The organism is Pantoea sp. SS70, assembly GCF_029866845.1.
Classification (GTDB): domain Bacteria; phylum Pseudomonadota; class Gammaproteobacteria; order Enterobacterales; family Enterobacteriaceae; genus Pantoea; species Pantoea leporis.
This window is the reverse complement of sequence record NZ_CP117199.1, coordinates 2876154-2901388: the sequence shown is the minus strand read 5'-3', so window position 1 is coordinate 2901388 and position 25235 is coordinate 2876154. Positions and strand designations below refer to the sequence as shown.

The 25235-nt window shown below is 57.1% G+C and carries 24 protein-coding genes; 18 read left to right on the top strand and 6 right to left on the bottom strand.

The window, feature by feature from the left end:
• The first annotated feature begins 2 nt into the window (after positions 1 to 2).
• Positions 3 to 770: a phospholipid-binding lipoprotein MlaA gene (mlaA, locus tag PO881_RS13365; RefSeq protein ID WP_280171910.1), complete on the top strand. Its 768-nt coding sequence runs from the start codon at positions 3 to 5 to the stop codon at positions 768 to 770.
• Positions 771 to 817: 47 nt separating this feature from the next.
• Here the strand turns inward: mlaA and fadL are convergent, their stop codons facing one another.
• Positions 818 to 2101 carry a long-chain fatty acid transporter FadL gene (gene fadL, locus PO881_RS13360; protein ID WP_101763618.1) on the bottom strand — a complete coding sequence of 428 codons (1284 nt, stop codon included), beginning with the start codon at positions 2099 to 2101 and terminating at the stop codon, positions 818 to 820.
• Between the two features lie 359 nt (positions 2102 to 2460).
• Between fadL and PO881_RS13355 the strand changes: the two genes are divergently transcribed.
• From PO881_RS13355 to sixA, 4 genes are all read left to right on the top strand, one after another.
• On the top strand, positions 2461 to 2757 hold the full coding sequence (locus PO881_RS13355; RefSeq protein ID WP_101763619.1) for a YfcZ/YiiS family protein: 297 nt from the start codon (positions 2461 to 2463) through the stop codon (positions 2755 to 2757).
• A 166-nt stretch (positions 2758 to 2923) separates the two neighbouring features.
• Positions 2924 to 4234: an acetyl-CoA C-acyltransferase FadI gene (gene fadI, locus PO881_RS13350; protein WP_137386218.1), complete on the top strand. Its 1311-nt coding sequence runs from the start codon at positions 2924 to 2926 to the stop codon at positions 4232 to 4234.
• Positions 4234 to 6363, top strand: coding sequence for a fatty acid oxidation complex subunit alpha FadJ (fadJ, locus tag PO881_RS13345; RefSeq protein ID WP_277973851.1), 2130 nt, complete (start codon positions 4234 to 4236; stop codon positions 6361 to 6363). The genes fadI and fadJ overlap by 1 nt, the downstream gene beginning before the upstream one ends.
• A gap of 195 nt (positions 6364 to 6558) precedes the next feature.
• Complete coding sequence (gene sixA / locus PO881_RS13340; RefSeq protein ID WP_101763719.1) at positions 6559 to 7041, top strand: phosphohistidine phosphatase SixA; 483 nt, start codon at positions 6559 to 6561, stop codon at positions 7039 to 7041.
• A 55-nt stretch (positions 7042 to 7096) separates the two neighbouring features.
• Here the strand turns inward: sixA and smrB are convergent, their stop codons facing one another.
• A complete protein-coding gene (smrB, locus tag PO881_RS13335) occupies positions 7097 to 7645 on the bottom strand; it encodes an endonuclease SmrB (RefSeq protein ID WP_101763622.1) in 549 nt (182 codons plus the stop codon).
• 160 nt (positions 7646 to 7805) lie between these two features.
• Between smrB and prmB the strand changes: the two genes are divergently transcribed.
• The 6 genes from prmB to PO881_RS13305 all read left to right on the top strand — a co-directional run bounded on the left by prmB (position 7806) and on the right by PO881_RS13305 (position 12434).
• Positions 7806 to 8738 (top strand): 50S ribosomal protein L3 N(5)-glutamine methyltransferase, encoded by a 933-nt coding sequence (gene prmB, locus PO881_RS13330; RefSeq protein ID WP_110866547.1) that lies wholly within the window; start codon positions 7806 to 7808, stop codon positions 8736 to 8738.
• Positions 8739 to 8784: 46 nt separating this feature from the next.
• Positions 8785 to 9870: a chorismate synthase gene (aroC, locus tag PO881_RS13325; RefSeq protein ID WP_101763624.1), complete on the top strand. Its 1086-nt coding sequence runs from the start codon at positions 8785 to 8787 to the stop codon at positions 9868 to 9870.
• Positions 9871 to 9878: 8 nt separating this feature from the next.
• A complete protein-coding gene (gene mepA / locus PO881_RS13320) occupies positions 9879 to 10703 on the top strand; it encodes a penicillin-insensitive murein endopeptidase (RefSeq protein WP_137386899.1) in 825 nt (274 codons plus the stop codon).
• An 8-nt stretch (positions 10704 to 10711) separates the two neighbouring features.
• Positions 10712 to 11509: a sulfite exporter TauE/SafE family protein gene (locus PO881_RS13315; protein ID WP_192411455.1), complete on the top strand. Its 798-nt coding sequence runs from the start codon at positions 10712 to 10714 to the stop codon at positions 11507 to 11509.
• Between the two features lie 67 nt (positions 11510 to 11576).
• Positions 11577 to 12122 (top strand): elongation factor P hydroxylase, encoded by a 546-nt coding sequence (locus PO881_RS13310; protein WP_101763626.1) that lies wholly within the window; start codon positions 11577 to 11579, stop codon positions 12120 to 12122.
• A 30-nt stretch (positions 12123 to 12152) separates the two neighbouring features.
• Positions 12153 to 12434 carry a YfcL family protein gene (locus PO881_RS13305; protein WP_008101252.1) on the top strand — a complete coding sequence of 94 codons (282 nt, stop codon included), beginning with the start codon at positions 12153 to 12155 and terminating at the stop codon, positions 12432 to 12434.
• A 29-nt stretch (positions 12435 to 12463) separates the two neighbouring features.
• Here the strand turns inward: PO881_RS13305 and mnmC are convergent, their stop codons facing one another.
• Positions 12464 to 14476 (bottom strand): bifunctional tRNA (5-methylaminomethyl-2-thiouridine)(34)-methyltransferase MnmD/FAD-dependent 5-carboxymethylaminomethyl-2-thiouridine(34) oxidoreductase MnmC, encoded by a 2013-nt coding sequence (gene mnmC / locus PO881_RS13300; protein WP_280171909.1) that lies wholly within the window; start codon positions 14474 to 14476, stop codon positions 12464 to 12466.
• A 153-nt stretch (positions 14477 to 14629) separates the two neighbouring features.
• On the opposite strand from mnmC, the gene fabB reads away from it, so the two are divergent.
• Both fabB and PO881_RS13290 read left to right on the top strand, forming a co-directional pair.
• Positions 14630 to 15850 carry a beta-ketoacyl-ACP synthase I gene (fabB, locus tag PO881_RS13295; RefSeq protein ID WP_101763628.1) on the top strand — a complete coding sequence of 407 codons (1221 nt, stop codon included), beginning with the start codon at positions 14630 to 14632 and terminating at the stop codon, positions 15848 to 15850.
• A 231-nt stretch (positions 15851 to 16081) separates the two neighbouring features.
• Positions 16082 to 17263, top strand: coding sequence for an MFS transporter (locus PO881_RS13290; RefSeq protein WP_110866553.1), 1182 nt, complete (start codon positions 16082 to 16084; stop codon positions 17261 to 17263).
• Here the strand turns inward: PO881_RS13290 and PO881_RS13285 are convergent.
• Positions 17226 to 18662, bottom strand: a complete 1437-nt coding sequence (locus PO881_RS13285) for a PLP-dependent aminotransferase family protein (protein WP_280171908.1) — start codon at positions 18660 to 18662, stop codon at positions 17226 to 17228. The genes PO881_RS13290 and PO881_RS13285 overlap by 38 nt on opposite strands.
• An 86-nt stretch (positions 18663 to 18748) precedes the next feature.
• Between PO881_RS13285 and PO881_RS13280 the strand changes: the two genes are divergently transcribed.
• Positions 18749 to 19192, top strand: coding sequence for a rhodanese-like domain-containing protein (locus PO881_RS13280; RefSeq protein ID WP_210081323.1), 444 nt, complete (start codon positions 18749 to 18751; stop codon positions 19190 to 19192).
• Here PO881_RS13280 and flk read toward each other — a convergent pair.
• A complete protein-coding gene (gene flk, locus PO881_RS13275) occupies positions 19189 to 20220 on the bottom strand; it encodes a flagella biosynthesis regulator Flk (RefSeq protein ID WP_280171907.1) in 1032 nt (343 codons plus the stop codon). The genes PO881_RS13280 and flk overlap by 4 nt on opposite strands.
• A gap of 112 nt (positions 20221 to 20332) precedes the next feature.
• Complete coding sequence (locus PO881_RS13270; protein WP_137386208.1) at positions 20333 to 21238, bottom strand: EamA family transporter; 906 nt, start codon at positions 21236 to 21238, stop codon at positions 20333 to 20335.
• A gap of 94 nt (positions 21239 to 21332) precedes the next feature.
• On the opposite strand from PO881_RS13270, the gene PO881_RS13265 reads away from it, so the two are divergent.
• The 4 genes from PO881_RS13265 (at position 21333) to truA (ending at position 25211) form a co-directional block, all read left to right on the top strand.
• Entirely contained in the window at positions 21333 to 22112 is a 780-nt protein-coding gene (locus PO881_RS13265; RefSeq protein WP_192411461.1) for a helix-turn-helix transcriptional regulator, read from the top strand.
• Between the two features lie 56 nt (positions 22113 to 22168).
• Positions 22169 to 23293 (top strand): 4-phosphoerythronate dehydrogenase PdxB, encoded by a 1125-nt coding sequence (pdxB, locus tag PO881_RS13260; RefSeq protein ID WP_277973848.1) that lies wholly within the window; start codon positions 22169 to 22171, stop codon positions 23291 to 23293.
• Positions 23294 to 23394: 101 nt separating this feature from the next.
• The gene (locus PO881_RS13255) at positions 23395 to 24405 is read left to right on the top strand and encodes an aspartate-semialdehyde dehydrogenase (RefSeq protein ID WP_277973847.1); all 1011 of its coding nucleotides are present in this window, start codon (positions 23395 to 23397) and stop codon (positions 24403 to 24405) included.
• Positions 24405 to 25211, top strand: coding sequence for a tRNA pseudouridine(38-40) synthase TruA (gene truA / locus PO881_RS13250; RefSeq protein ID WP_280171906.1), 807 nt, complete (start codon positions 24405 to 24407; stop codon positions 25209 to 25211). Before PO881_RS13255 ends, truA begins: the two co-directional genes overlap by 1 nt.
• Positions 25212 to 25235 lie beyond the last annotated feature (24 nt).

The following is a 25235-nucleotide window of genomic DNA, read 5'->3' as shown; positions in this document are numbered from 1 at the left end:
GAATGAATAACCGCCTGACCGGTTTGGCGCTAGCCAGCTTACTGCTGGTGGGTTGTGCCAGCTCAAAACCGGCTGAAAATACGGAACCTGCGCAGCGCAGCGATCCGCTGGAAGGCTTTAACCGCACGATGTTTAACTTCAACTACAACGTGCTGGATCCGTATGTTCTGCGTCCGGTGGCAGTCGCCTGGCGCGATTATGTGCCGATGCCGGCACGTAGCGGCATCAGTAATGTGTTATCCAACGTTGAAGAGCCCGCCAGCATGGTCAACGCCATTCTGGTGGGTGAACCGCGCCAGGCAGGCATCCACTTTACCCGCTTCTTCCTGAACACCGTGTTAGGGCTGGGTGGCTTTATCGACGTGGCGGGCAAAGCCAATCCGGCACTGGCGCGTGAAGTGCCGCATCGCTTTGGTAGCACGCTGGGACGTTATGGCGTCGGTTACGGCCCGTATGTTGAATTGCCGGCCTACGGTAGCTTCACCATCCGTGAAGATGGCGGTGATTTCGTTGATACGCTCTATCCGGTCTTAAGCTGGTTGAGCTGGCCGATCTCGGTAGGTAAATGGACGCTGGAAGGGATTGAAACCCGTGCGCAGTTGCTGGATTCGGACGCCATTTTGCGTCAGCAGCAAGATCCGTACGCCTTTATTCGTAATGCCTACTTCCAGCGACATGACTTTATTGCCAACGGCGGTAAGCTGAAGCCGGAAGATAATCCGAACGCCAGTGCGATTCAGGACGATCTGAAAGATATTGATTCTGAATAAAACAAAAAGGCGACTCAATGAGTCGCCTTTTTTTATCAAGCTACGTATCAGAACTTGTAGTTAAAGTTCGCGCCGTACAGCCAGGCTTTACCTTCAGAGTTAAAGGTATACGGGCCTTCTTTCACGGTGACTTTCTGACCGTGCATGTAAGAAATACCCAGGTCGACAGAAGCATCTTCATTGAAGGCGTAAGACGCACCGGCACTCAGCCACAGACGATCCTGATCCGGAATAGAGATAGAACGCTTATCGGCCGGAACCGGGCTGTCATCAAAGGCGATGCCGGTACGGAAGGTCCAGTTATCATCGTAGAAGTAAGTGGTACCCAACGCGATACGGTAGGCATCGTGGAAACTTTCATCCTTATAGAACAGCGTCTGGCCATTGCTGCCGGTGGCTTTCAACTCCTGGAATTGACTCCAGCTGGTATAAGTCAGGCTATAGTGAACCGCCCATTGCGGCGCCACTTTATGCCAGCCTGACACTTCCCACATCTCTGGCAGATTCAAAGTCAGAGAACCCGGAATTGTGGTGCCGCTGGTGCCGTAAGGCAGGCCTAAAGCCAGTGCCTGCGGGGTACCGTTAAAGGCGGTGGGGATGTTGCTCTTGTAGTCACCGTCAAAGTCGACTTTTACTTCTGAGCGGTAGGTAAAGCCAAAGCGGTTATTTTTATCCACTTCGTACAGGATGCCGGCGTTCCAGCCGTAACCCCATTCATCACCTTTTAAATGCGCAATCTGGGTATCGGCTGGCAATCCTGCCACAGCACCTGCTTCACCGGCATAACGCTCAATTTTCGCTTTTGCGTAGACCGCATCAAAGCCGATACCGAAGCTGAAATTCTCATTCAGTCGATAAGCGGTGCTGATATTAAAATTACCGGTCATCAGGTCGGTTTTGCCGCCATAACCACCTGCGGTATAGCCGTCATTAAATTCGGTTGCTAAACCATAGTTTGAGGTCGCAGATGCACCAATCCACCACTGATCGTTAATTGGGTGCACATAGTGAAGATTAGGGATCCACTGATTTGGGGCGATATTTTTGGCATCGAGGCTGCGACCTGTCGGGCTCTGACCGCTAATATCCACTTCGGGATCAATATAAACCGCGCCGATAGAGAAAGAAGGGCGATCCATTAATGCCATGGTTGCCGGGTTACGGCTGGCAGAGGCGGCGGTATCACCCATCGCACCTTCGCCGGAATATGCACGACCTAAACCAATTGCTGAGAATTCATTCAGTTGAAAGCCCGCGGCGTAAACATGAGAACAGACGAGCGTTACTGCAGCTGCCACAGCTGACTTTGCAAACAGGTTTTTATGGTTCATGACCACAACCTCATCCAGATTTATTATTTAACGTTGTTACGTCGCGTAACAAAGAGCGGCGAATTGTAGGGACTGATGGCAAAACCACATATCAGACCAGTGCGACGAGTATAGGTCCGACCTGTGTATTTGTTGCAATATTGTTTTTTAAATATTTCTGATTTGATCGATAAAATCAGATCTGCTTAACAAAATCTTAGCGGTTCGACTTAAACATAGCGTTCAATTTTGCTGTGGATCAATTTTTAGTGTGATATTCGTCACTTAGCGGCTTGATCGTGGATGTGAAAACGCAGCAGGCGTACACTTTGCGGCAGAAAATAATCCGATTACGTTGAAATTATCGTCAGGAGAGAATCATGACTGATGCCATTAAAAAGTGTAATGCCAACGAAACGGCGGCCTGCTGCTGTGTCGATGTGGGAACCGTGATGGATAACACCGATTGCACCGCAAGCTGGTCTGGCGTGTTTGCCGATCGTCATGCGGCGGAAGCGATGCTGGCGCATTTGACTGAGCGCGCGCGTCAGGTGGAATCCGATCCTTGCGATATTCGCGCGGATTTTGCCAATGAAGGCGACGCGGTGCGCCTGTCTATCGACTTCACCTTTGCCTGCCAGGCCGAAACCCTGATTTTCCAGCTCGGCCTACGCTAATCATGCCGCTGCCGAAACCCCTTCGGCAGCCTTAACTCATTTTCGTGTATTCCCTCGCACTTTTTTCCTCTGCTTATTGGCTACTTAGCAACACTTAGTTAACACTGATGATCAGGTCAGACCTGTTTGGCAATGATGCCCCGGTCGAAAAATACAGGTGATTGCAATGAGCAAAGCGCAGCCGCTGCTGACGCGTCAGGGCGAACGTATCGCCATAACCCACGGATTACGCACCCCTTTTGCCCGTCAGGCGACCGATTTCCACGGCATTCCCGCGCTGGAGCTGGGGCGCATGGTGATCAGCGAACTGATGGCGCGCAGCGAATTACCGGTCGAGATTATCGATCAACTGGTGTTTGGCCAGGTGGTGCAGATGCCGGAAGCGCCCAATATTGCGCGTGAAATTGTTCTGAGCAGCGGATTAGGCGTGCACACCGATGCCTATAGCGTTAGCCGCGCCTGCGCCACCAGTTTTCAGGCGGTGGCAAACGTAGCGGAAAGTTTGATGGCGGGCACCATCGATGCCGGCATTGCCGGTGGCGCGGATTCATCCTCGGTGCTGCCGATTGGCGTCAGTAAAACTCTGGCGCGTGCGCTGGTGGATCTCAACAAAGCGCGCAGCTTTAGTCAAAAACTCAGCATCCTGCGTCGTTTGCGCCCGCGCGATCTGTTGCCGGTGCCACCGGCGGTAGCGGAGTATTCCACCGGATTACGCATGGGTGATACCGCCGAGCAGATGGCGAAAAGTCACGGCATCACGCGTGAACAGCAGGACGCGTTAGCGCTGCGTTCGCACCAGCATGCGGCGCGCGCCTGGCAATCGGGCGTGTTAAGCCAGGAAGTGATGCCCGCATTTGTGCCGCCGTGGAAAGCGCCCATCGAGCAGGACAACAATATTCGCTTCAACGCCAGCGCCGCCGATTACGCCAAACTGCGCCCGGCGTTTGATCGTCGCCACGGTTCGGTGACCGCCGCCAACAGCACGCCGCTGACCGATGGTGCCGCAGCGGTGATCCTGATGCGTGAAGGGCGCGCGCGCGAACTCGGCATTCAGCCGCTCGGCTATCTGCGCAGCTATGCTTTTACGGCGATTGATGTCTGGCAGGATATGCTGCTTGGACCGGCCTACGCCTCGCCGCTGGCGCTGGAGCGCGCCGGCATCACGCTCAACGATCTGACGCTGATTGATATGCACGAAGCCTTTGCCGCACAAACCTTAGCCAACCTGAAAATGTTCCGTGACGAACGCTTTGCGCGCGAGGTGCTGAATCGTCCGCATGCGTTAGGTGAAGTCAATGAAGAACGCTTTAACGTGCTTGGCGGATCGATTGCTTATGGTCATCCGTTTGCCGCCACTGGCGCACGCATGATCACGCAAACGCTGCAGGAACTGCGGCGGCGCGGTGGCGGATTGGGATTGGTCACCGCCTGCGCGGCGGGCGGCCTGGGCACGGCAATGGTTTTGGAGGCCGAATAATGAGTGAATCCGCCTTTCATTTACACATGCGCCTCGACCACGTCGGTGTGATCACCATCGATGTGCCGGGCGAGAAGATGAACACGCTGAAGGCCGAGTTTGTGCCGCAGATCAAAGCGGTGCTGGACGAAGCGCGCAGCCATCAGCAGTTGGCTGGATTAGTGTTGATCTCCGGCAAGCCAGACAACTTTGTTGCTGGTGCGGATATCAGCATGATCGCCAACTGCAAAACGGCGCAGGAAGCTGAGGCGCTGGCAAAGCAGGGACAAGATGTGATGGCGATGATTGCCGCGCTGCCGTTTCCGGTAGTGGCGGCGATTCACGGTGCCTGCCTCGGCGGCGGTCTGGAACTGGCGCTGGCCTGCGATGCGCGCATCTGTTCGCTGGATGACAAAACGCGCCTCGGTTTGCCGGAAGTACAGCTCGGTCTGCTGCCGGGTTCTGGCGGTACACAACGTTTGCCGCGCCTGATTGGCGTACAGCAGGCGCTGCCGCTGATCCTTACCGGCAAACAGCTGCGCGCTAAACAGGCGCTCAAGCTGGGGATTGTCGATGACGCGGTGCCGCAATCAATTCTGCTGGAAACGGCGATTGCGCGCGTACATAAAGGAAAAGGCGCGCGCCGGGAGCTTTCGCGCCGCGATCGTTTGCTGCAGGGACCAATCGCGCGTCAGGTGCTGTTATCGCTGGCGCAGCGGCAGACTCACAGCAAAACCCAGGGCAACTATCCAGCGGCCCAGCGCATTCTTGACGTGGTGCGCATCGGTCTGGAGCAGGGCAGCAGCGCCGGGCATGAAGCGGAAGCGCGCGCCTTTGGCCAACTGGTGATGACGCCAGAATCGGCCGCGCTGCGCAGTTTGTTCTTCGCCTCAACGGCCTTAAAGAAGGAGTCGATGGCCAGTGTCGAGCCGCAAGTGCTGAAGCAGATTGGCGTGCTCGGCGGCGGTTTGATGGGCGGCGGCATCGCCAGCGTTACGGCGCTGAAAGCCGGTTTGCCGGTGCGCATTAAGGACATCAATCTGGTCGGCGTGAATCATGCGCTGCAATACAGCTGGGATCTGCTGAGCAACAAGGTGAAGATGCGACAGCTAAAAGCCGCCGAACGTCAGCAGCAGATGGCGCGCATCAGCGGCGGCACCGATTATCAGGGATTCAGCCAGCGCGATCTGGTGATTGAAGCAGTATTTGAGGATCTGGCGCTCAAGCAGCAGATGGTCAGCGAAATCGAAAGCCATTGCCAGCCGCACACCATTTTCGCCTCCAATACTTCGTCGCTGCCAATTGCTGATATCGCAGCCAAAGCCCAGCGGCCTGAAAACGTAATCGGTCTGCATTTCTTCAGTCCTGTGGACAAAATGCCGCTGGTGGAGGTGATTCCTCACGCCAATACCTCGGCGCAAACGCTGGCAAATACGGTACAGCTGGCGCGTCAGCAGGGCAAAACGGCGGTGGTGGTGGCGGATCGTCCCGGCTTTTACGTTAACCGCATTCTCGCGCCCTATATAAATGAAGCGATGCACTGCTTGCAGGAAGGTGAGCCGATTGAGCATATCGATCGCGCTCTGGTCAAGTTTGGTTTCCCGGTTGGGCCGCTGCAGCTGCTGGATGAAGTGGGCATTGATGTCGGCAGCAAAATCAGCCCGATTCTTGAGCAGGCTTACGGTTTGCGTTTCAGTGCCCCCAACGCCGCGAACGCCATTCTGGCCGACGGCAGAAAAGGGCGCAAAAATCACAAAGGGTTTTACCTCTATCAACGTTCGCGCTGGCCGGGAAAACGCAAAGTCGATGCTTCCCTTTATTCACTGCTGAATATCAAACCGCAGGCAAGGCAGAGCGAAGCGCAGATCGCTGAGCGCTGCGTCTTGATGATGCTGAACGAAGCGGCACGCTGTCTGGATGAAGCGGTGATCCGCAACGCGCGTGATGGCGATATTGCGGCGGTATTTGGCATCGGTTTTCCGCCGTTCCTTGGCGGTCCGTTCCGCTATATGGATCAGCGCGGCATTGGCGATATCGTCAAAGCATTAAGGTCATTAATGCAGCAACATGGCGAGCGTTTTGCGCCGAGTGAGGCGCTGCTCGCAATGTCAGAACAGCAAACGAATTTTTACACTTCTGCACAATCGTGAATAGGCGCACAGATTCAGCGGGTTAGTCAGCGGGCCGCGCAGCGGCAAGCGCGGCACCATTCTGAGATATGCTTATTTAATAAACAACCGGTTGACTATACTGAAGCCATTGGGGTAAAACACACCGTTCATTCGCAGAATGAAGCGTCTGGTGCTGTGGTACCGGCCGATATCGACAAACAACAGCGGTGCTTTATGCAAGTTTTTATCATGCGTCATGGCGATGCAGCTCTGGAAGCAGCGAGTGATTCCGTTCGACCTCTCACACTCTGTGGCTGTGATGAATCGAGAGCGATGGCGAGCTGGCTCAACGGCAAAACGCCAGAAATTGATCGGGTATTAGTCAGTCCTTACCTGCGTGCCGAGCAAACGCTCGCCACGGTGCGCGAAACCCTGAAATTGCCAGAAGGGCAGGATGTCTTGCCGGAACTGACGCCGGGCGGCGATCCAGGCATGGTGGCCTGCTATCTGCAGGCGCTGGCACAAAAAGGGGTTAAATCGGCGCTGGTGATTTCGCATCTGCCGCTGGTGGGTTATCTGGTGTCTGAACTCTGCCCGCAGGAAGCGCCGCCGATGTTCGCGACCTCGGCAATAGCCTGTGTGAACTTTGATGCAGAGGCCTGCGAAGGCAAGCTGGAGTGGCAGGTCAGCCCGTCAAAATTGGCTAAAGCGATGTAATTCCGCTCTATGGGCCGCTTACAAACGCGGCCCTATCCTTTTGTAGCGCGGCACGTCACGGTAATTCAGGCGGCTGCCACTCTTCTACCTCTATCAGCACCAGCAGTGCGGCATCGCCGCCAAACATTTTCGGTGCCTGATGAAACGCCATCACATGCGGATGTTGTGCCAGCCACAGCGGTGTTTGCTGCTTGAGGATGTGTTTGCCGTGCCCGGTCATCACGCTGGCGCAGAACAGATGTTCGCGGCGACAGGCGGCAATCAACGCGCCGAGCTCCTGCTTGGCCTGCATCTGTGTTAAGCCATGCAGATCGAGAAAAATTTCCGGCGTGTAATCGCCACGACGCAATTTCTTCTGCTCGTAATGGCTGACATCCGCCCGCACATAGCGCACCGGACCTTCGCTCGACAGCAACGGCTGAAACTCGTCTGAAAAATAATGGCTGTTATCGACCTGTTCTGAAAGCAGGCGTTTAAGCGGTACTTCGCGCGTTTTCACTACCGGTTTATGCACGATAGTGTCCTGTTTCAGCTTGCGGGTTCCACTCATTAACTGGCGGAACATCTCCTGATCGTCCTGGCTTAGCGGCGTTTTCTTACTCATGGCTCTGTGATTGGGTCAGAAAAGGCTGGTTAAACAGCCGGTGGCATACCTTAACCGTTACTGTTAACAAATGTCAGCTTTTTCGCCTCGCTGCGCTGAATTCTGCCCGGCTTCGTGGCACACTATCGGCCGATTGATTTTATGGCCTGCGGAGGGCTACGTGGACAAGATATTCGTCGATGAGGCAGTGAATGAACTGCACACCATTCAGGACATGCTGCGCTGGGCTGTCAGCCGTTTTTCGGCGGCAGGCATTTGGTACGGCCACGGCACGGATAATCCCTGGGACGAAGCAGTCCAACTGGTTCTGCCAACGCTGTGGCTGCCGCTGGATATTCCAGAAGATATGCGCAATGCGCGCCTGACTGCCAGCGAGCGTCATCGCATTGTTGAGCGCGTGATTCGCCGCGTCAACGAGCGCATTCCGGTGGCGTATCTCACCAACAAAGCCTGGTTCTGCGGCCACGAATTTTACGTTGATGAGCGCGTATTAGTGCCGCGTTCACCGATTGGTGAACTGATTGAGAACCGCTTTGCCGGTTTGATCAGCGATTCGCCTCATCACATTCTCGATATGTGTACCGGCAGCGGCTGCATCGCCATTGCCTGCGCTTACGCCTTCCCGGAAGCGGAAGTGGATGCAGTCGATATCTCCACCGATGCACTGGCTGTCGCCGAGCAGAACATTGAAGAGCATGGCCTGCTGAACCACGTCACGCCAATCCGCGCCGATCTGTTCCGCAACTTGCCGCCGGTGAAATACGATCTGATCGTCACCAATCCGCCGTACGTGGATGCGGAAGATATGGACGATCTGCCGAACGAATATCGCCACGAGCCGGAACTGGGTCTGGCGGCGGGCAGCGACGGCCTGAAACTGGTGCGTCGCATTCTGGCCTGTGCGCCGGATTACCTCACCGAGCAAGGCGTGCTGATTTGCGAAGTGGGTAACAGCATGGTGCACATGATCGATCAGTATCCAGACGTTCCGTTTACCTGGCTGGAGTTTGATAACGGCGGTGACGGCGTGTTTATGCTGACGCGCGAGCAAATCGTGGCGGCACAGCATCACTTCTCATTTTACAAAGACTAAATAAGAGGGCGAGCGCTCGCCCGCAACATCGCAACAAGGAACCAGCATGGCCGGAAACAGCATCGGACAAGTTTTTCGCGTAACCACTTTTGGCGAGTCGCATGGTATTGCGCTGGGCTGCATCGTTGACGGTGTGCCACCCGGCATTCCGCTGACGGAAGCCGACATCCAGCACGATCTCGATCGTCGTCGTCCTGGCACTTCGCGCTATACCACGCAGCGCCGCGAGCCGGATCAGGTGAAAATTTTGTCTGGCGTGTTTGAGGGCGTGACGACGGGAACCTCAATCGGTTTGCTGATTGAGAACACCGACCAGCGTTCACAGGATTACGGCACCATCAAAGATCTGTTCCGTCCTGGCCATGCCGATTATACCTACGAGCAGAAATACGGCCTGCGCGACTACCGTGGCGGCGGCCGCTCTTCTGCGCGTGAAACCGCGATGCGCGTGGCAGCAGGGGCGATTGCCAAGAAGTATCTGCAGATGAAGCACGGCATCGTGGTGCGCGGCTATCTGGCGCAGATTGGCGATGTGGCCTGCGAGCTGAAAGACTGGAGCATCGTGGAAGAGAACCCGTTCTTCTGCCCGGATGCCTCCAAACTGGAAGCGCTGGATGAGCTGATGCGCGGCCTGAAAAAAGAGGGTGACTCTATCGGCGCCAAAGTTACCGTGCTGGCAGAGAACGTGCCGCCGGGCCTGGGCGAGCCGGTATTTGATCGTCTGGATGCGGATTTAGCGCATGCGCTGATGAGCATCAACGCGGTGAAAGGCGTGGAGATCGGTGACGGTTTTGCGGTGATCAATCAGCGCGGCAGTCAACATCGCGATGAGATCCGTGCCAACGGTTTCCAGAGCAATCACGCGGGCGGCATTCTGGGCGGCATCAGCAGCGGCCAAACCATTAGCGCCAATCTGGCGATGAAACCGACCTCCAGCATCACCGTGCCAGGCAACACCATCACCCGCGAGGGTGAAGAAGTCGAGATGATCACCAAAGGTCGTCACGATCCCTGCGTCGGCATTCGCGCTGTGCCGATTGCCGAAGCGATGATGGCGATTGTGTTGATGGATCACCTGCTGCGCCAGCGTGCGCAAAACGGTGACGTCAACAGCAGCGTTCCGCGCTGGTAAACCCGATGATGCGCCGTCTGCTCATTATCTGTGCCGCGCTGCTATGCAGTGCGGCCGCCGTTGCCGCCACGCCGTGGCAGCAAATTCATCAGCCGATTGCCGGCAGCCCGCAGTCGATTGGCGGCTTCGCCAACGGCTGTATTGTGGGTGCGCAGCAGTTGCCGCTTAACTCACCTAATTATCAAGTGATGCGCCAGGATCAGCGCCGCTATTTCGGCCATCCCGATCTGATCGCCTTTATTCAGCGTCTTAGCACCCAGGTTCATCAGCTTCAGCTGGGACAAGTGCTGATTGGCGATATGGGCATGGCGGCGGGTGGACGTTTTAGCAGCGGCCACGCCAGCCATCAAACTGGTTTAGACGTCGATATCTGGCTGCAGCTGCCGAAAACCCGCTGGACGGCGCAGCAGTTGCTCAAGCCGCAGCCGCTCGATCTGGTTTCTGCCGATGACAAACAGGTGATTGCGCGTCACTGGCAGCCGCAAATCGATAGCCTGATTAAACTGGCGGCGAAAGATGATGAAGTGACGCGTATCTTCGTCAATCCAGCAATCAAAAGGCAGCTTTGTGCCGATGCTGGCAGCGATCGCGCGTGGCTGAACAAGGTGCGTCCGTGGTTTGCCCATCGCGCGCACATGCACGTGCGTCTGCGTTGCCCGGCGGGCAGTCTGGAGTGTGAAGACCAGGCTCCTCAACCGGCGGGCGATGGCTGTGGCGCTGAGCTGGACAGCTGGTTCCTGCCGAAAAAACCAGGCAGCACGCCGCCGGTGAAGAAAACGCCGCCGCCATTGCCGCCGTCTTGCCAGGCTTTACTTGATAAGCATCTTCTGTAGGTATTTCAATGGATTGGTTCGTTGTCAGCCCGCTGATTATCGGCGTGCTGTTTTTTGTGGCAATGCTGGCGGCGTTTATCGACTCCATTGCCGGTGGCGGTGGTTTACTCACCGTGCCTTCCTTATTGGCTGCCGGGCTGTCGCCAGCACAGGCGTTAGCCACCAATAAGCTGCAATCGGTCGGCGGATCGTTCTCCGCCAGCCTCTATTTCATCCGACGTGGTGCGGTGAATCTGAGCGAGCAGTGGCTGAATATCGCCATGACCTTCCTCGGCGCGATTGCTGGCACCATTCTGATTCAGCACTTACAAGCGGATGTGCTGCGCCAAATCTTACCGCTGCTGCTGATCTGCATCGGTTTGTGGTTCCTGCTGATGCCGCGTTTAGGTGAAGCCGATCGCGAACGTCGTCTGCACGGTTTGCCCTATGCGCTGGTAGGCGGCGGCTGCGTCGGCTTCTACGATGGCTTTTTTGGTCCCGGCGCCGGCTCGTTCTATGCGCTGGCCTTTGTTACGCTGTGCGGCTTCAATCTGGCGAAAGCCACCGCCCACGCCAAAATCCTAAATTTCACCTCGAATTTTGGCAGTTTGCTGTTCTTTATGTTCGGCGGAAAAGTGGTGTGGGGCACCGGCGCGATTATGTTGCTCGGCGCCTTTATTGGCGCGCGCCTCGGCGCCAGGCTGGTATTGAGCCGTGGTCAGAAACTGATTCGCCCCATGGTAGTGATCGTTTCTGCGGTAATGAGCGCTAAATTGTTATGGGACAGTCATGGCGCAGAACTGATGGCCTGGCTGGCCACGCTGTAATCCAACACTCGTCAAGACCGGCTGCCAATGCGACAATGGCGCCGGTTTTTTTTTAAGATTAAAAATTATGAGTACAACACACCATTACGATCAGCTGATTACCATCTTTGATGGCTGCTTCGTTGACGATTTTCAGACCCGTCTAATTAAAGGCGACGACGAACCTATTTATCTTCCAGCGGATGAAACCTCACCGTGGAATCGCGTGGTGTTCGCGCATGGCTACTACGCCAGCGGACTGCATGAAATTTCCCACTGGTGCATTGCCGGTGAAGCGCGCCGCAAGCTGGTGGATTTTGGTTATTGGTATTGTCCGGACGGACGCGATGCGCAAACGCAGAGCCAGTTCGAATCGGTTGAGGTAAAACCGCAGGCGCTGGAGTGGTTATTCTGCGTGGCGGCGGGCTTTCCCTTCAACGTAAGTTGTGACAATCTCGAAGGCGATTGTGAGCCAGATCGCATAGCGTTTCAGCGCAAAGTGCATGCACAGGTGATGACGTATCTGCAGCAGGGCATTCCGGCACGACCAGCTCGCTTCATCGATGCACTGACGAATTATTACGGCACGCCGCCACTGACGGCGGCACAATTCCCCTGGCCGGAAGATCTGTAATCCGCGAAGGTTATAAGAAGAGAGGAAGAGATGATCGTAGAATTTGAAACCCGCATTCTGGCCCTGATTGATGACATGGTCGATCACGCCAGCGATGACGAGCTGTTTGCAGGCGGCTATCTGCGTGGTCATCTGACCCTGGCAGTGGCGGAGATTGAGCTGAGCGGTGAACACACGCCGGAAGCGCTGCAAACTCACGTCACCAACAGCCTGCAAAAAGCCATTGCTGCTGGCGAACTGTCACCACGCGATCAGGCGCTGGTCACCGGCATGTGGGACAATCTGTTCCTGCAGGCTCGTCAAACCGCTTAACGTCTCGGGGCGATCGCTCGCCCCGCAGATTATCGACCCGCTTTTTTACCCTTCAGCAGTTTTCGCACCCAATAGCGATTTGGATTCATCGCCGCCAGCGTGGCTGCATCCAGCGGCTGCGGTTCGCCGCTCATCTGCGCCGCCAGCACTTCGGCCGCCAGCGGTGCGCTGCACAAACCACGCGAACCTAATGCGCCCAACACAAACAAACCGTTATGCACCGGCGCATCGGCTACGCTTGCACCGCGCGCACGCTGTTCTGGCAGATCGGCGTATTGCGTGAGTGTCGCTTCATAATCTGGCGCGCTGCCGCTCATCGGCAGATGATCGCGCGTGGCACAGCGCACGCCGTTGCGCGCCTGGTTATCGGACACATCAACCTGATGCGGCCATTGGCTCTGCGGCAGACAGTTAATCAGCCGTTGGCGATTCTCCTGCTGATCGTCGGCGCGGAAATCTGTGGCGGTATCGCCGCGATGATAGCTGGCGCCGATGCAATGGGTGGCGAAGTTCGGGCTGACCGGCGTGAGATAGCCGTCATAACACAGCACGGTGCGCAGCGCGCCCAACGACGGATTAGTCGGCGCGTGGCTCACTTGTCCCGCCACCGCGTACACCGGCAGCGTTTTGCTGTGCTCAAGTTCCAGCAACGCGTGACCATTCGCCAGCACCACTTGGGAATGCTGCACCGGCGGCTGCTCATCAAAGTGCAGCGTCCAGCGATCTTCATCGCGCGTTAATTGCGTGATGCGATGTAGCCAGTGCAGGCGTAATCCCCGCGATTGCGCGTACTCCAGCAGATTGCTGGTCAGCTGTGCAGGCGACAGCCAGCCGCCTTGCGGATAAAAAATCCCGCCGACATCAAGTTCAACGCCCGCCAGCTGTTGCGCTTCTTCTTTATTAACGCCGTACGCGATGTCATGCGGCAGTGCCATGTTGAGCATCTGCGCAATTTTCTCCGCGCTTTTATCATCCCAGCCCAGCTGCAACACGCCGCTCCAGTCATGCTCAAACTCCACTGGCAGCCGATCATACAGACGTCGGGCAAAACCAAAAGCGGCCGGGAAGAAGGTGGCCAGCGCGGGATCGTGCTGGTTGAGCAGCGGATAGAGCGCGCCCTGACGATTGCCGGATGCGCCCAGCGCGGGCGCGTCATCGGCGCAGTAGAGCGTTACGCGCCAACCGCGTCGCAGCAGCGCCAGCGCCAATACTGCGCTGGCGACGCCGCCGCCAATCAGCGCTACTTTATTGCTGCCTGCCGGTGGGCGTGCATACCACGGCTGGCTGTGCGGCAATGCAGCGGCTTGCTCCAGCACGCCGACCAGCATTTCACGCTTGTGACCAAAGCCTTTGCGCTTCTGCATACTGAAACCGGCGTCCTGCAACCCGCGTCGCACAAACCCCGACGCGGTAAAAGTCGCCAGCGTGCCGCCCGGCCGGGCGAGGCGCGCCATCGCGGCGAACAGCGCTGGCGTCCACATCTCAGGATTTTTTGCCGGCGCGAAGCCATCAAGGAACCACGCATCCACCTGACGATTGAGGCTGTCATCAAAGGTGTGAATTAGCGCGTTAATATCACCAAGCCAGAGGTCCAGCGTGACTTCGCCGCCGTTGAACAGCAGGCGCTGACAACCCGGCAGCGCCTGCGGCCACTGCTGTTGCAGCTGTTCGGCCCACGGCTTTAGCTCCGGCCAATGGGCATGCGCAGCCACCAGATCGGCGTGCGTCAGCGGGAATTTCTCGCAGCTGATGAAGTGCAGACGCTGCAAAGTGGCGTTGGGTTGCTCATTGCGGAAGCGATCGAAGGCTTGCCACAGGGTGAGAAAGTTCAGACCAGTCCCAAAACCGCTCTCGGCGACAATAAATAAATCGCGTGAATGTTCAGCAAAACGGTGCGGAATATGGTTGCCATCGAGGAACACATAGCGCGTTTCCTCCAGTCCATTATCGTTGGAGAAATAGACGTCGCCGAACGCTCGGGACACAGGTGTACCCTGTTCATTCCAGTTTATTTGGGCGTGTTCAACCGGGGTTAATTTCACGGGAAAGGCTCATATTTCAGGCAGTGGCGCGAGTTTAGCGATAGACGTCACATGACGCAAATTTACAAAGGGAAATGGCTGATCGGACTTGTTCGGCTTACAACTGTACGCTAGAGTGCACCACATCCAAATATGTGGAACGAGGATTATTGAATGAAACGTGCAGTGATTACTGGCCTGGGTATTGTTTCCAGCATTGGTAATAACCAGCAAGAAGTGCTGGCTTCTCTGCGTGAAGGCCGTTCCGGTATTACTTTCTCTGAAGAGATGAGAGATGCCGGTATGCGCAGCCACGTATGGGGCAACGTCAAACTGGATACCAACGGGCTCATCGATCGCAAAATCGTGCGTTTTATGAGTGATGCCTCTATTTATGCCTACCTTTCAATGGCCGAAGCGATCAAAGACTCTGGCCTGACTGACGAACAGTATCAGCAAAACCCACGTGTGGGTTTGATTGCCGGTTCTGGCGGCGGTTCTCCGCGTTATCAGGTATTTGGTGCTGACGCCATGCGTAGCCCACGCGGCCTGAAAGCGGTCGGTCCTTATGTGGTGACCAAGGCGATGGGTTCAGGCGTTTCTGCTTGCCTGGCAACCCCGTTCAAAATTCACGGCGTGAACTACTCCATCAGTTCAGCCTGTGCTACTTCTGCACACTGCATCGGTAACGCGGTTGAGCAGATTCAGCTGGGTAAACAGGACATTGTATTTGCTGGCGGCGGTGAAGAGCTGAGCTGGGAAATGGCCTGTGAGTTCGATGCGATGGGCGCACTGTCGACCAAATACAACGAAACGCCAGAAAAAGCCTCACGTACTTACGATGCCAACCGTGACGGTTTCGTCATTGCCGGCGGCGGCGGTATGGTGGTGGTTGAAGAGCTGGAGCACGCTCTGGCACGTGGTGCACACATTTATGCTGAGATCGTGGGCTACGGCGCAACCTCAGATGGCGCAGACATGGTAGCTCCTTCAGGCGAAGGCGCAGTGCGCTGCATGAAGATGGCGATGCAAGGTCTGGATACCCCAATCGATTACCTCAACACCCACGGCACTTCTACGCCGGTTGGTGATGTGAAAGAGCTGGGTGCGATTCGCGAAGTGTTCGGCGATAACTGCCCATCACTGTCTGCCACTAAAGCCATGACCGGTCATTCACTGGGTGCGGCGGGCGTGCAGGAAGCGATCTACACTTTGCTGATGCTGGAGCACGGTTTCATCGCGCCAAGCATCAACGTGGAAGAGCTGGATGAAGCGGGCAAAGGTCTGAACATCGTGACCAAACCGACTGATAAAGCGCTGACCACCGTGATGTCGAACAGCTTTGGCTTCGGCGGGACTAACGCCACTCTGACCATGCGTAAGTATCATGCGTAAGTTGCCAGCATAATCCCGTAGGATCGCCATTCATGGAGACCTGATTATGCTAGCAATATCACAAGGGCCGGTTATCCGGCCCTTGTTGTTTTGACATTCCACCTTCAGCTTGCCTACACTCCCACTCCATCCGAAACAAAATTATCGCTTTTAGCTTAGTGTGAACCAAATATCCCGTTTCTGTTTTGGCAGCAAGCGCGTGTCTGGTTATTACAAGGAGTTCGACCCACCATGACCACGACTGCTGACGCGCAAACGCAATCCGTTATGCCGCTGGCCTGCACCTCCTTTGCGGTATTCCTCACCTATCTGACTGCTGGCCTCGCGCTACCGGTCATCCCGCTGTATGTCCATCATGAACTCGGCATGAGCAACCTGATGGTAGGCGTGGCGGTGGGAATACAGTTCTTCGCCACGCTGTTGACGCGTAGCTTTGCCGGGCGTCGAGCCGATCAACACGGTGCGAAACTCACCACTCAGCACGGCATGCTGGCCATCGCGCTGGTGGGCGTGGCGTATCTGGCGGCCGCGTTGTTACCGGTTTCTCCGTGGATGAAGTTTGGTTTGTTGGCAGTGGGGCGCTTGCTGTTAGGATTCGGCGAAAGCCTGCTGCTGACCGGCAATCTGACCTGGGGCATGGGATTGGTGGGCAGCAAACGTTCCGGATTAGTGATGTCATGGAACGGCATGGCGATTTATGGATCGCTGGCGGCTGGCGCACCTCTCGGCTTGCTGATCAATCAGCACGGCGGCTTTGCTGCTCTCGGTGCGGTTGCGCTGCTGTTGCCGCTGCTGTCGCTGGCGATAAATGGCTGGATCCGCAAAGTGCCGGTGGTGGGCGGCGAGCGGCCATCGCTGCTTAGCGTAGTGAAAACCATCTTTCAGCCGGGACTGGCGCTGGCGCTGCAGGGCACAGGTTTTGCGGTGATCGGCACCTTTACGTCACTCTATTTTGCTGCGGAAAACTGGGGCAACGCCGGTTTTGCGCTGACCGCCTTCGGCTGTGCGTTTGTGCTGGTGCGCGTATTCTTTGGCGGCTTGCCGGATCGTCACGGCGGCGTAAAAGTAGCGATGATCTCTTTGCTGGTGGAAACCGCCGGTCTGCTGCTACTGGCGTTCGCCACTTCTGGCTGGATGGCGCTGATTGGCGCGGCTTTGACCGGCTGCGGCTGCTCGCTGATCTTCCCGGCGCTGGGCGTTGAAGTGATTAAACGCGTATCGCCACAGATTCGCGGCACCGCGCTTGGCGGTTTCTCTGCATTTCAGGATATCGCGTACGGTGCCAGCGGCCCGTTGACCGGCTTACTGGCGACGGCGCTGGGTTACGGCTCGGTCTATGTTGCGGGTGCCTGTTGTGCGGCGCTGGGCATTCTGGTTACCTGGAGCTTTGCGCGGGCTGCGACAACAGCGTAACCAGCTTATCGCAGGCGCTGACAATCTCCCCGGATGTCAGCGCCGCAAAGCCCAGTAGCCAGCCCGCTTGCTGCACGTCACCGGCATAAAGTGGCGACAGGCGCGGCAGCAATAATCCGCTCTTTTTCGCCTCGGCGGTTAAGCGCGCTTCATCCCCTTGCATCAGCCGCACCGCTAACTGTAAGCCGCCAGCCGCCGGCAGCGGCTCAAGCCAGGGTGTTAAGCGCGTTTCGATCTGCTGCAGCAAGCAGTCACGTCGGCTGCGATAGAGTTGGCGCATCAGGCGCAAATGGCTGGCGAAATGGCCTTGTTGCAGAAACTCTGCGCAAATCGCCTGCGGCAGCAACGCGCTGTGACCATCCATCACGCTGCGTGCGCGGCCCAATGGTTCCACCAGTTGTGGCGGCACCACCATCCACGCCAGCCGCAGCGACGGGAACAGCGTTTTGGAGAAAGTGCCGAGGCAAATCACCCGACCATCCGCGGCTAATCCTTGTAGCGCCGGAGCCGGGCGATCCTCGTAGTGAAATTCGCTGTCGTAATCGTCCTCAATCAGCCAGCTATCCTGCTGCCGTGCCCACGCCAGCCACTGCAAGCGCCGCGCCAGACTCATTGCTGTGCCGGTGGGATAGTGATGCGCCGGCGTCAGATAGACCAGTTTCGCGCTGCCGCTGAGCGGCACTGCGCCTTCTGCATCCAGCGGCATGGCGCGACAGCGCGCACCGGCGGCAAGAAACGCGTTGCGCGCGCCGGGATAACCCGGCTCTTCCAGCCACACTTCGTCACCCGTATCAAGGAACATTAACGCCAGCAACTGCAGCGCCTGCTGTGAGCTGGTGAGGATCACCACTTGCTCCGCCGTGCAGTGCACGCCGCGTGACAGCGCCAGATAATCCGCCACCGCCTGCCGCAGTGATGGCAATCCAAGCGGATCGCCGTAACCCATCACTTTGCTGCCCAGCGAGCGCTGCACCTGATTGCTGATGCGACGCCACTGCGTATGTGGGAAGGCGCGTAACTCGGGTGAACCGGCGGCAAAGGCGTGTGGAAAGGGCGGATCCTGACAGCCGCCCGTTGCCAAAACCTGCAGGCCACGCTGAGAAAAGTGTGGTGAGCGTTCGGTGCAGGTTTTGCTGGTGGGCGACGCCATGCGAATCGAAACAAACGTCCCGCGTCCGCCGTGACGCTGCAGATAACCTTCACTTTCAAGCTGCGCATACGCCGCCTCCACCGTAACGCGCGACAGCGATAGGTCGGTGGCTAACTGGCGGCTGGACGGCAGTTTCTGCTCATGCCGTAGATGCCCATTGGCGATGGCCTGGCGCAAGGTATTGCACAGTCGCTCACGTAAACCGCCCTGAGTTTGATGGCTAAACAGCGCGAGAAATGATGTGGTCACGGTGGTCTTATCACTATGGTGGAAGTGGTATCAACAGGCAGACCACTTTGCCGTAAACTGCGGGGAAATCACAACAGGAGAATGCGATGTCAGCGGTCTTAAAAATTGCCCCCGTTAGCGCCAGCGAGAGCGTGGCGTATCTGCAACATAAACTGGCGTACTACACCGATGCGTGGGATTTAGCAGAGGATTTGGCGCAGGGCATCACGGCGATCGTGGTGATTGATGCGCGCTCTGATGAGGTTTATCAGGCTGGACACATTTGCGGTGCACTTTCGTTTCCGCATCGCACCATGAATGCGGAATCTACGGCGCATCTCGATCGCAGCAAAGTTTACATCACCTATTGCGACGGCATCGGCTGTAACGGCTCAACCAAAGCCGCGCTCAAGCTGGCGTCGCTGGGTTTTCAGGTTAAAGAGTTAATTGGCGGGCTGGATTTCTGGAAACGCGATGGCCATCCGATGGCGTGGGGCGCGGCAGCGGGTGAGTGGCCACTCGCCACGCCCGCTGCCAACTGTGGCTGCTAGATAAACAGCCACAGCAGGAAGATAAACAGGAAGATGCCGACAATCAGCGTTAACGCCGGGCGCTGCGCCAGCGGTTGCGGCAGCATCTGGATAAACGGCGACCAGATGGGCTGCGGCCGAATTTCGCTATCGGCCAGCGGCTGTTCGTGCAGTTTCTCGGCGCGGCGGCTAAACAGCAGATTCAGCAGATCCTGCGTCTGCGCTGGCGTCAGCACGGTGGTCGGCAGCGCCTGGAAACGTTGCTGGCTGTAATCTTCCAGCAGCCGCTGCTCATCATGGGTTAACGGCTGGCGCAGTGAGGTTTCCAGCATCTGTAAGGTTGGCGCACTGTGCTGAGCCAGCGTCTGGCGCACCTGCAAATATTGCGTCAGCAGCGGGAAGTGGCGTGAGGGAATCGGATCGCCACTTTTCAGATTCACCAGCTTCAGCGTATCGGCCAGCAGTTTCACCGGCGATTCACCGGTTTTCGCCGCAAGGCGCGTCACCTGCTGATTCAGCGACTGCTGTTCTGCCGGCAGCAAGCTGCGATCGGAGACGCGCGTTTGCTGCGGCTGCGGGATCGCCATCTGACCGTTTTGCAGCATGGTCAGCACCTGACGCAGCTGATCCTGCGACAACGCGCTCAATACCGTTTGGTTAAACTGCTGACGAATAAAATCGCTCACCGCCTGGCGATTATTGCCCTGCGGCAATTTTTCCAGCAGCTGTTGCAGCAGCTGGCGCGTAGCAAGACTGTTTTGCACCTGGGTTAAGCGACCGTTAAGATGCTGCTCCGCCGCCGGGAAGTTGCGCGATTGCAGCTCCGCCTCACTCTTCACCCCGACTTCATGCCGCACGCCAGCCCAGAGTTCCGGCGCTTTCAGCGTACTCAAAGACATAATGCGAACAATCAGACGTTCCAGCGTGGTGCGCTGGGCTGGAGAAAGCGGCTGCTCACCGGCTGGACCGCCAGGACGCGTCGGGCCAGTGGCCTGAGATAAAGGGGAACGATCGCCCGCGGGCACACCGGGACCGCTGAGAGGTTGCATGGCGGAATCCTTGAAAACGGGTCAGATCCGGGTGCGCCGGAAAAAAGAGGCCACATCATAGCAAAAGCCCCCAGGAAATCCACGGGGGCTGCGGCCTTTCCGGATAATAAAGTCAGGCGGCGGGATCGGGAAGGGTCGCGCTGCGCGGCTTACGCAGCGGGGTTTTCAGCCGTTGCGCCAGAATAACGCCGACTAACGTCATGCCGCCGCCAATCCAGTGATAGCCATGCAGCTGCTCATGCAGGAACATCACGGCAATAATGGCCGTAAACGCCGGTACGAAGTTCATAAAAATGCTGGTGGTGCTGGCGCCCAGACGCTGCACGCCAAGGATCCACAGGAACGGCGCGATGATCGACGCAAACAGCCCGGCATACAGCACCAGCGGCAGATTGTGCTCGTTGAGCGTGACATCCGGCGCGCGCAGGAAGCCAGGCAGCAATAGCAGCACGCCAAAGAAAATCTGCACATACAGGCTTTGCCAGGTCGGCAGCGGAATCGCCCAACGTTTGGTCAGCACGCCGTACAAGGCGTACGAGGTCGATGCTGCCAGCATCATCAATTCGCCATTGCCGAGCCGTTGATTTAGCAACTGTGCCGGGTTGCCTTCGCTCACCAGCCATACCAAACCGGCGAACGACAACACGCCGCCAATCAGAATGCCGCGCGTCGGCGCGAGGCGCAGCACAACCAGACTGAGCAGGATGGTCAGCAGCGGAATGGTCGCGCCGAGAATTCCCATCATCACCGCAGAAACGCTGTGCGCCGCGTAATAGGCGAGACTTTGATACAGCACCATGCCAAGCAGACCCAGGAACAGCAATCGCCAGCCGTTGGCTTTAATGGTGTGACGATGGCGCCACACGCCCGGCAGGCAAAACGGTGTTAGTACTACCAGCGCCAGCAGCCAGCGATAGAAGGAGATCGCCGCAGGATCGATACTTCCAGCCGAGAGTTTGCTGACGATAGTGTTGATCGACCAGATCAGCACTGCGATCAGCGGAAACAGTAAATTCATGATACAGCTCCTCAAATAATCGCGAATAGTTTACGTTTGACCGGTTTAACGCAGATAGTTAAAATCGGACAATATTTGTTAGTGACCGGACAGAATGAATCTACAAGTCGAATACCAGCCGCCGATTGATGCGCCTTTGCTGCGCTTCTTCATGCGCTATGACGAGGTCAACGCCAAAACCGAATACCTCACCCATGCGCATGATTGGGGCCAGGTGATTTTCGTCACCAGCCACGTGCTGGAGATGGAAGTGGAGGGCGAACGTCTGCTGACGCCCGCAGATATCCCAATCTGGATTCCGGCCGGCCATCGTCACAGCAGCTACAACCACAACGAAGCGCGTTTTCGCACCTTTAATCTTGCCGCCGATCTCTGCGCGGGCCTGCCGGATAAAGCCTGTTTATTGCATGTCGATGCCATTGGGCACGCCATCATGAATGATTTTGCCCGCCGTGAACTGGAGCAGCCGCAAACGCAAGCCGACTGGCGCATGTGTGAAGTGTTGATCGATCGCCTGCGTCTGGCGCCGGTGCATAACAGCTATTTGCCGATGTCAGATGACAAATTCCTCGCGCCGATTCTGCGCGCGCTTGAAGCGCATCCCGGCGATAACACCACGCTGGCACAATGGGCGAAGCGCGTGTTCACCACCGAGCGTACGCTAGCGCGACGCTGTCAGCAGCAGTTGAATATGTCATTCAGCGAATGGCGGCAGCGTTTACGCTTTCTGCGTGCTATCGCGCTGCTGGAGCAGGGTTGCAGCGTGCAGGGCATCGCTCACGAGCTGGGTTACAGCTCGGCGTCGGCGCTCATTGTGATGTTCCAGCAGCAGGCCGGTACCACGCCCGATCGCTATCGCAGTCGGTTAGGTTAATCCCCGGCTTTATGGCAAAATACGCGCCTTAAATTTTTGCAGACAGGACCGCCGCAGTGAAAATTCTCGTCGATGAAAATATGCCTTATGCCCGTGAACTCTTCAGCCGCACCGGCGATGTGCTCGCGGTGCCGGGCCGTCCGCTGCCGGAAGCTGAGCTGCAGGATGCCAGCGGGTTAATGGTGCGTTCCGTCACCAAAGTGAATGCGGCGCTGCTGGCCGGTACGCCGGTGAAGTTTGTCGGCACCGCGACCGCCGGCACCGATCATATTGATGAAGCATCACTGGCGGCGGCAGGCATCAGCTTCTCTGCGGCGCCTGGCTGTAATGCCATTGCGGTGGTGGAGTATGTGTTCTCCTCGCTGCTGCTGCTGGCGGAGCGCGATGGTTTTGAATTGCGCGATCGCACCGTGGGCATTGTTGGCGTGGGGAATGTTGGCGGCCGCCTGCAGAAGCGTCTGCAAGCCTGGGGCGTGAAAACGCTGCTGTGCGATCCGCCGCGCGCCGATCGTGGCGATCAGGAAACCTTCCATTCGCTGGATGATCTGGTGGCGCAGGCCGACATCCTGACCTTCCACACGCCGCTGTTTAAAGATGGCCCATATAAAAGCTGGCATCTGGCCGATGCGGCGCTGCTGATGGCGCTCAAACCCAACACTATTCTGATCAACGCCTGCCGTGGTGCGGTGGTAGATAACGCGGCGCTGCTGGCAGTGCTGAAGATGCGCCACGATCTCAGCGTGGTGCTGGATGTGTGGGAGCCGGAGCCGGATCTGTCGCTCGATTTACTGGATAAAGTCGATATCGCCACCGCGCATATCGCTGGCTACACGCTGGAGGGTAAAGCGCGCGGCACCACGCAAGTGTTTGAAGCCTGGTGCGACTTTATCGGCCAGCCGCAACAGGTGGCGTTGGAAAGCCTGCTGCCGGCACCTGAATTCGGTTCTGTCACTCTGCGCGGCAAACTCGATCAGCCAACGCTAAAACGCTTAGTGCATCTGGTGTATGATGTGCGCCGCGACGATGCGCCACTGCGTAAAGTGGCGGCAAAGCCAGGCGAGTTTGATCGCCTGCGCAAGCAATATCAAGAGCGTCGTGAGTGGTCATCGCTGCAGGTGCATTGCGATGATGCGGAGACGGCGGCGATGCTCAATCAGCTTGGCTTCCGCGCCAGTTTGTAAAGAAATTTCAATCACCTGCACTATTGCGGGGGATAATTCCTAAATCTCGGGCGATGTTTTCATCGCCTTCTGTTTTTGTGTCAATCTCTGGAGTAACCAACATGTCTGACGGCTGGAATATCGCGCTTTTGGGCGCAACAGGCGCAGTAGGGAACGCTGTACTGGAACTGCTGGCTGAACGCCAGTTCCCGGTTGGTGAGTTGTATTTGCTGGCGAGTGAAAACGGTGCCGGTGAGAACAAACGTTTTGAGGGACGTACCGTGCTGGTGCAGGACGTGGCCGAATTTGACTGGACGCAAGTGCAGCTGGCGTTCTTCACTGCGGGTCGTGAAGCCTCGGCGCGCTATGCCGAAGAAGCCGCCAGCCAGGGTTGTCTAGTGATCGATAGCAGCGATCTGTTTGCGCTCGAACCGGATGTGCCGCTGGTGGTGCCGGATGTGAATCCACAGGTGCTGGCGGATTACCGCAATCGCAACATCATTACCGTTGCCGACAGCCTGGTAAGCCAGCTGCTGTGCGCAATCAAACCGCTGGTGGATCTGGCTGGTCTGAGCCGTTTGCAGGTAACCAACCTGATTGCGGCCTCCAGCCATGGTAAAGCGGCGGTTGATGGCCTGGCCGGTGAAAGTGCGCGTTTGCTGAACGGCGTGCCGGCGGAAACGCACTATTTTGGCCGCCAGCTTGCGTTCAACATTTTGCCGCTGCTGGCGGACAGCAATGGCAGCGTCGAGAGCGAACGTCGCGTGGTTGAGCAGGTACGTAAAGTGCTGCAGGACGAAGGTTTGCCGATCGCGGTAAGCAGCGTGCAGGCGCCGGTGTTCTACGGCAATGCGCAGATCGTACACGTGGAGAATCTGCGTCCGCTCTCTGCAGAAGAAGCGCGCGATGAACTGGGCCGCTCCGGTGATATCAACCTGACTGAAGAGAGCGATTACCCCACGCAGGTGGGCGATGCTTCCGGCAGCGACGTGCTGAGCATTGGCTGCGTGCGCAATGATTACGGCATTCCAGAGCTGCTGCAGTTCTGGTCTGTGGCAGACAACATCCGCTTCGGCGGTGCACTGATGGCGGTGAAAACGGCTGAGAAACTGGTGCAGGAGTATTTCTATTAATGTTGCCTGAAGGGAAAACGCTTAAGTTGGCGTTGGGTATTGAATACGATGGCAGCCGTTATTACGGCTGGCAGCGGCAAAATGAAGTGTGCAGCGTGCAGGAAAAGCTGGAAAAGGCGTTGTCGAAAGTGGCCGATCATCCGGTGGTGGTGTTCTGCGCGGGCCGTACCGATGCTGGTGTGCATGGCACCGGACAAGTGGTGCATTTCGAAACCACCTCACCGCGTGCTGACGCAGCCTGGACGTTGGGCGTGAATGCCAATCTGCCCGATGACATTGCGGTGCGCTGGGTGAAAGCGGTGCCGGACGAGTTTCATGCGCGTTTTAGCGCCACGGCACGCCGCTATCGCTACGTGATTTACAATCATCGGCTGCGTCCGGCGATTCTGGGCAATGGCATTACCCATTATTACCATCCGCTGGATGCAGAGAAGATGCAGCGCGCTGGTCAGGCGCTGATTGGCGAGAATGACTTCACTTCGTTCCGCGCGGTGCAGTGTCAGTCACGCACGCCTTGGCGCAACGTGATGCATCTCAACGTCACGCGTCATGGGCCGTATGTGGTGGTGGATATCAAAGCCAATGCATTTGTGCATCACATGGTGCGTAATATTGTCGGCAGCCTGATGGAAATCGGCACCGGCAACCAGCCGGAAGAGTGGATGGCGACGCTGCTCGCGGCCAAAGATCGTAAGCTGGCTGCGGCGACCGCCAAAGCCGAGGGGCTTTATCTGGTAGCGGTGGATTATCCATCCCACTTTGCATTACCTCAGCCTGCGTTGGGACCGTTGTTCCTCGCGGATTAACCGTTAATTGTTGGGTGTTAGGGG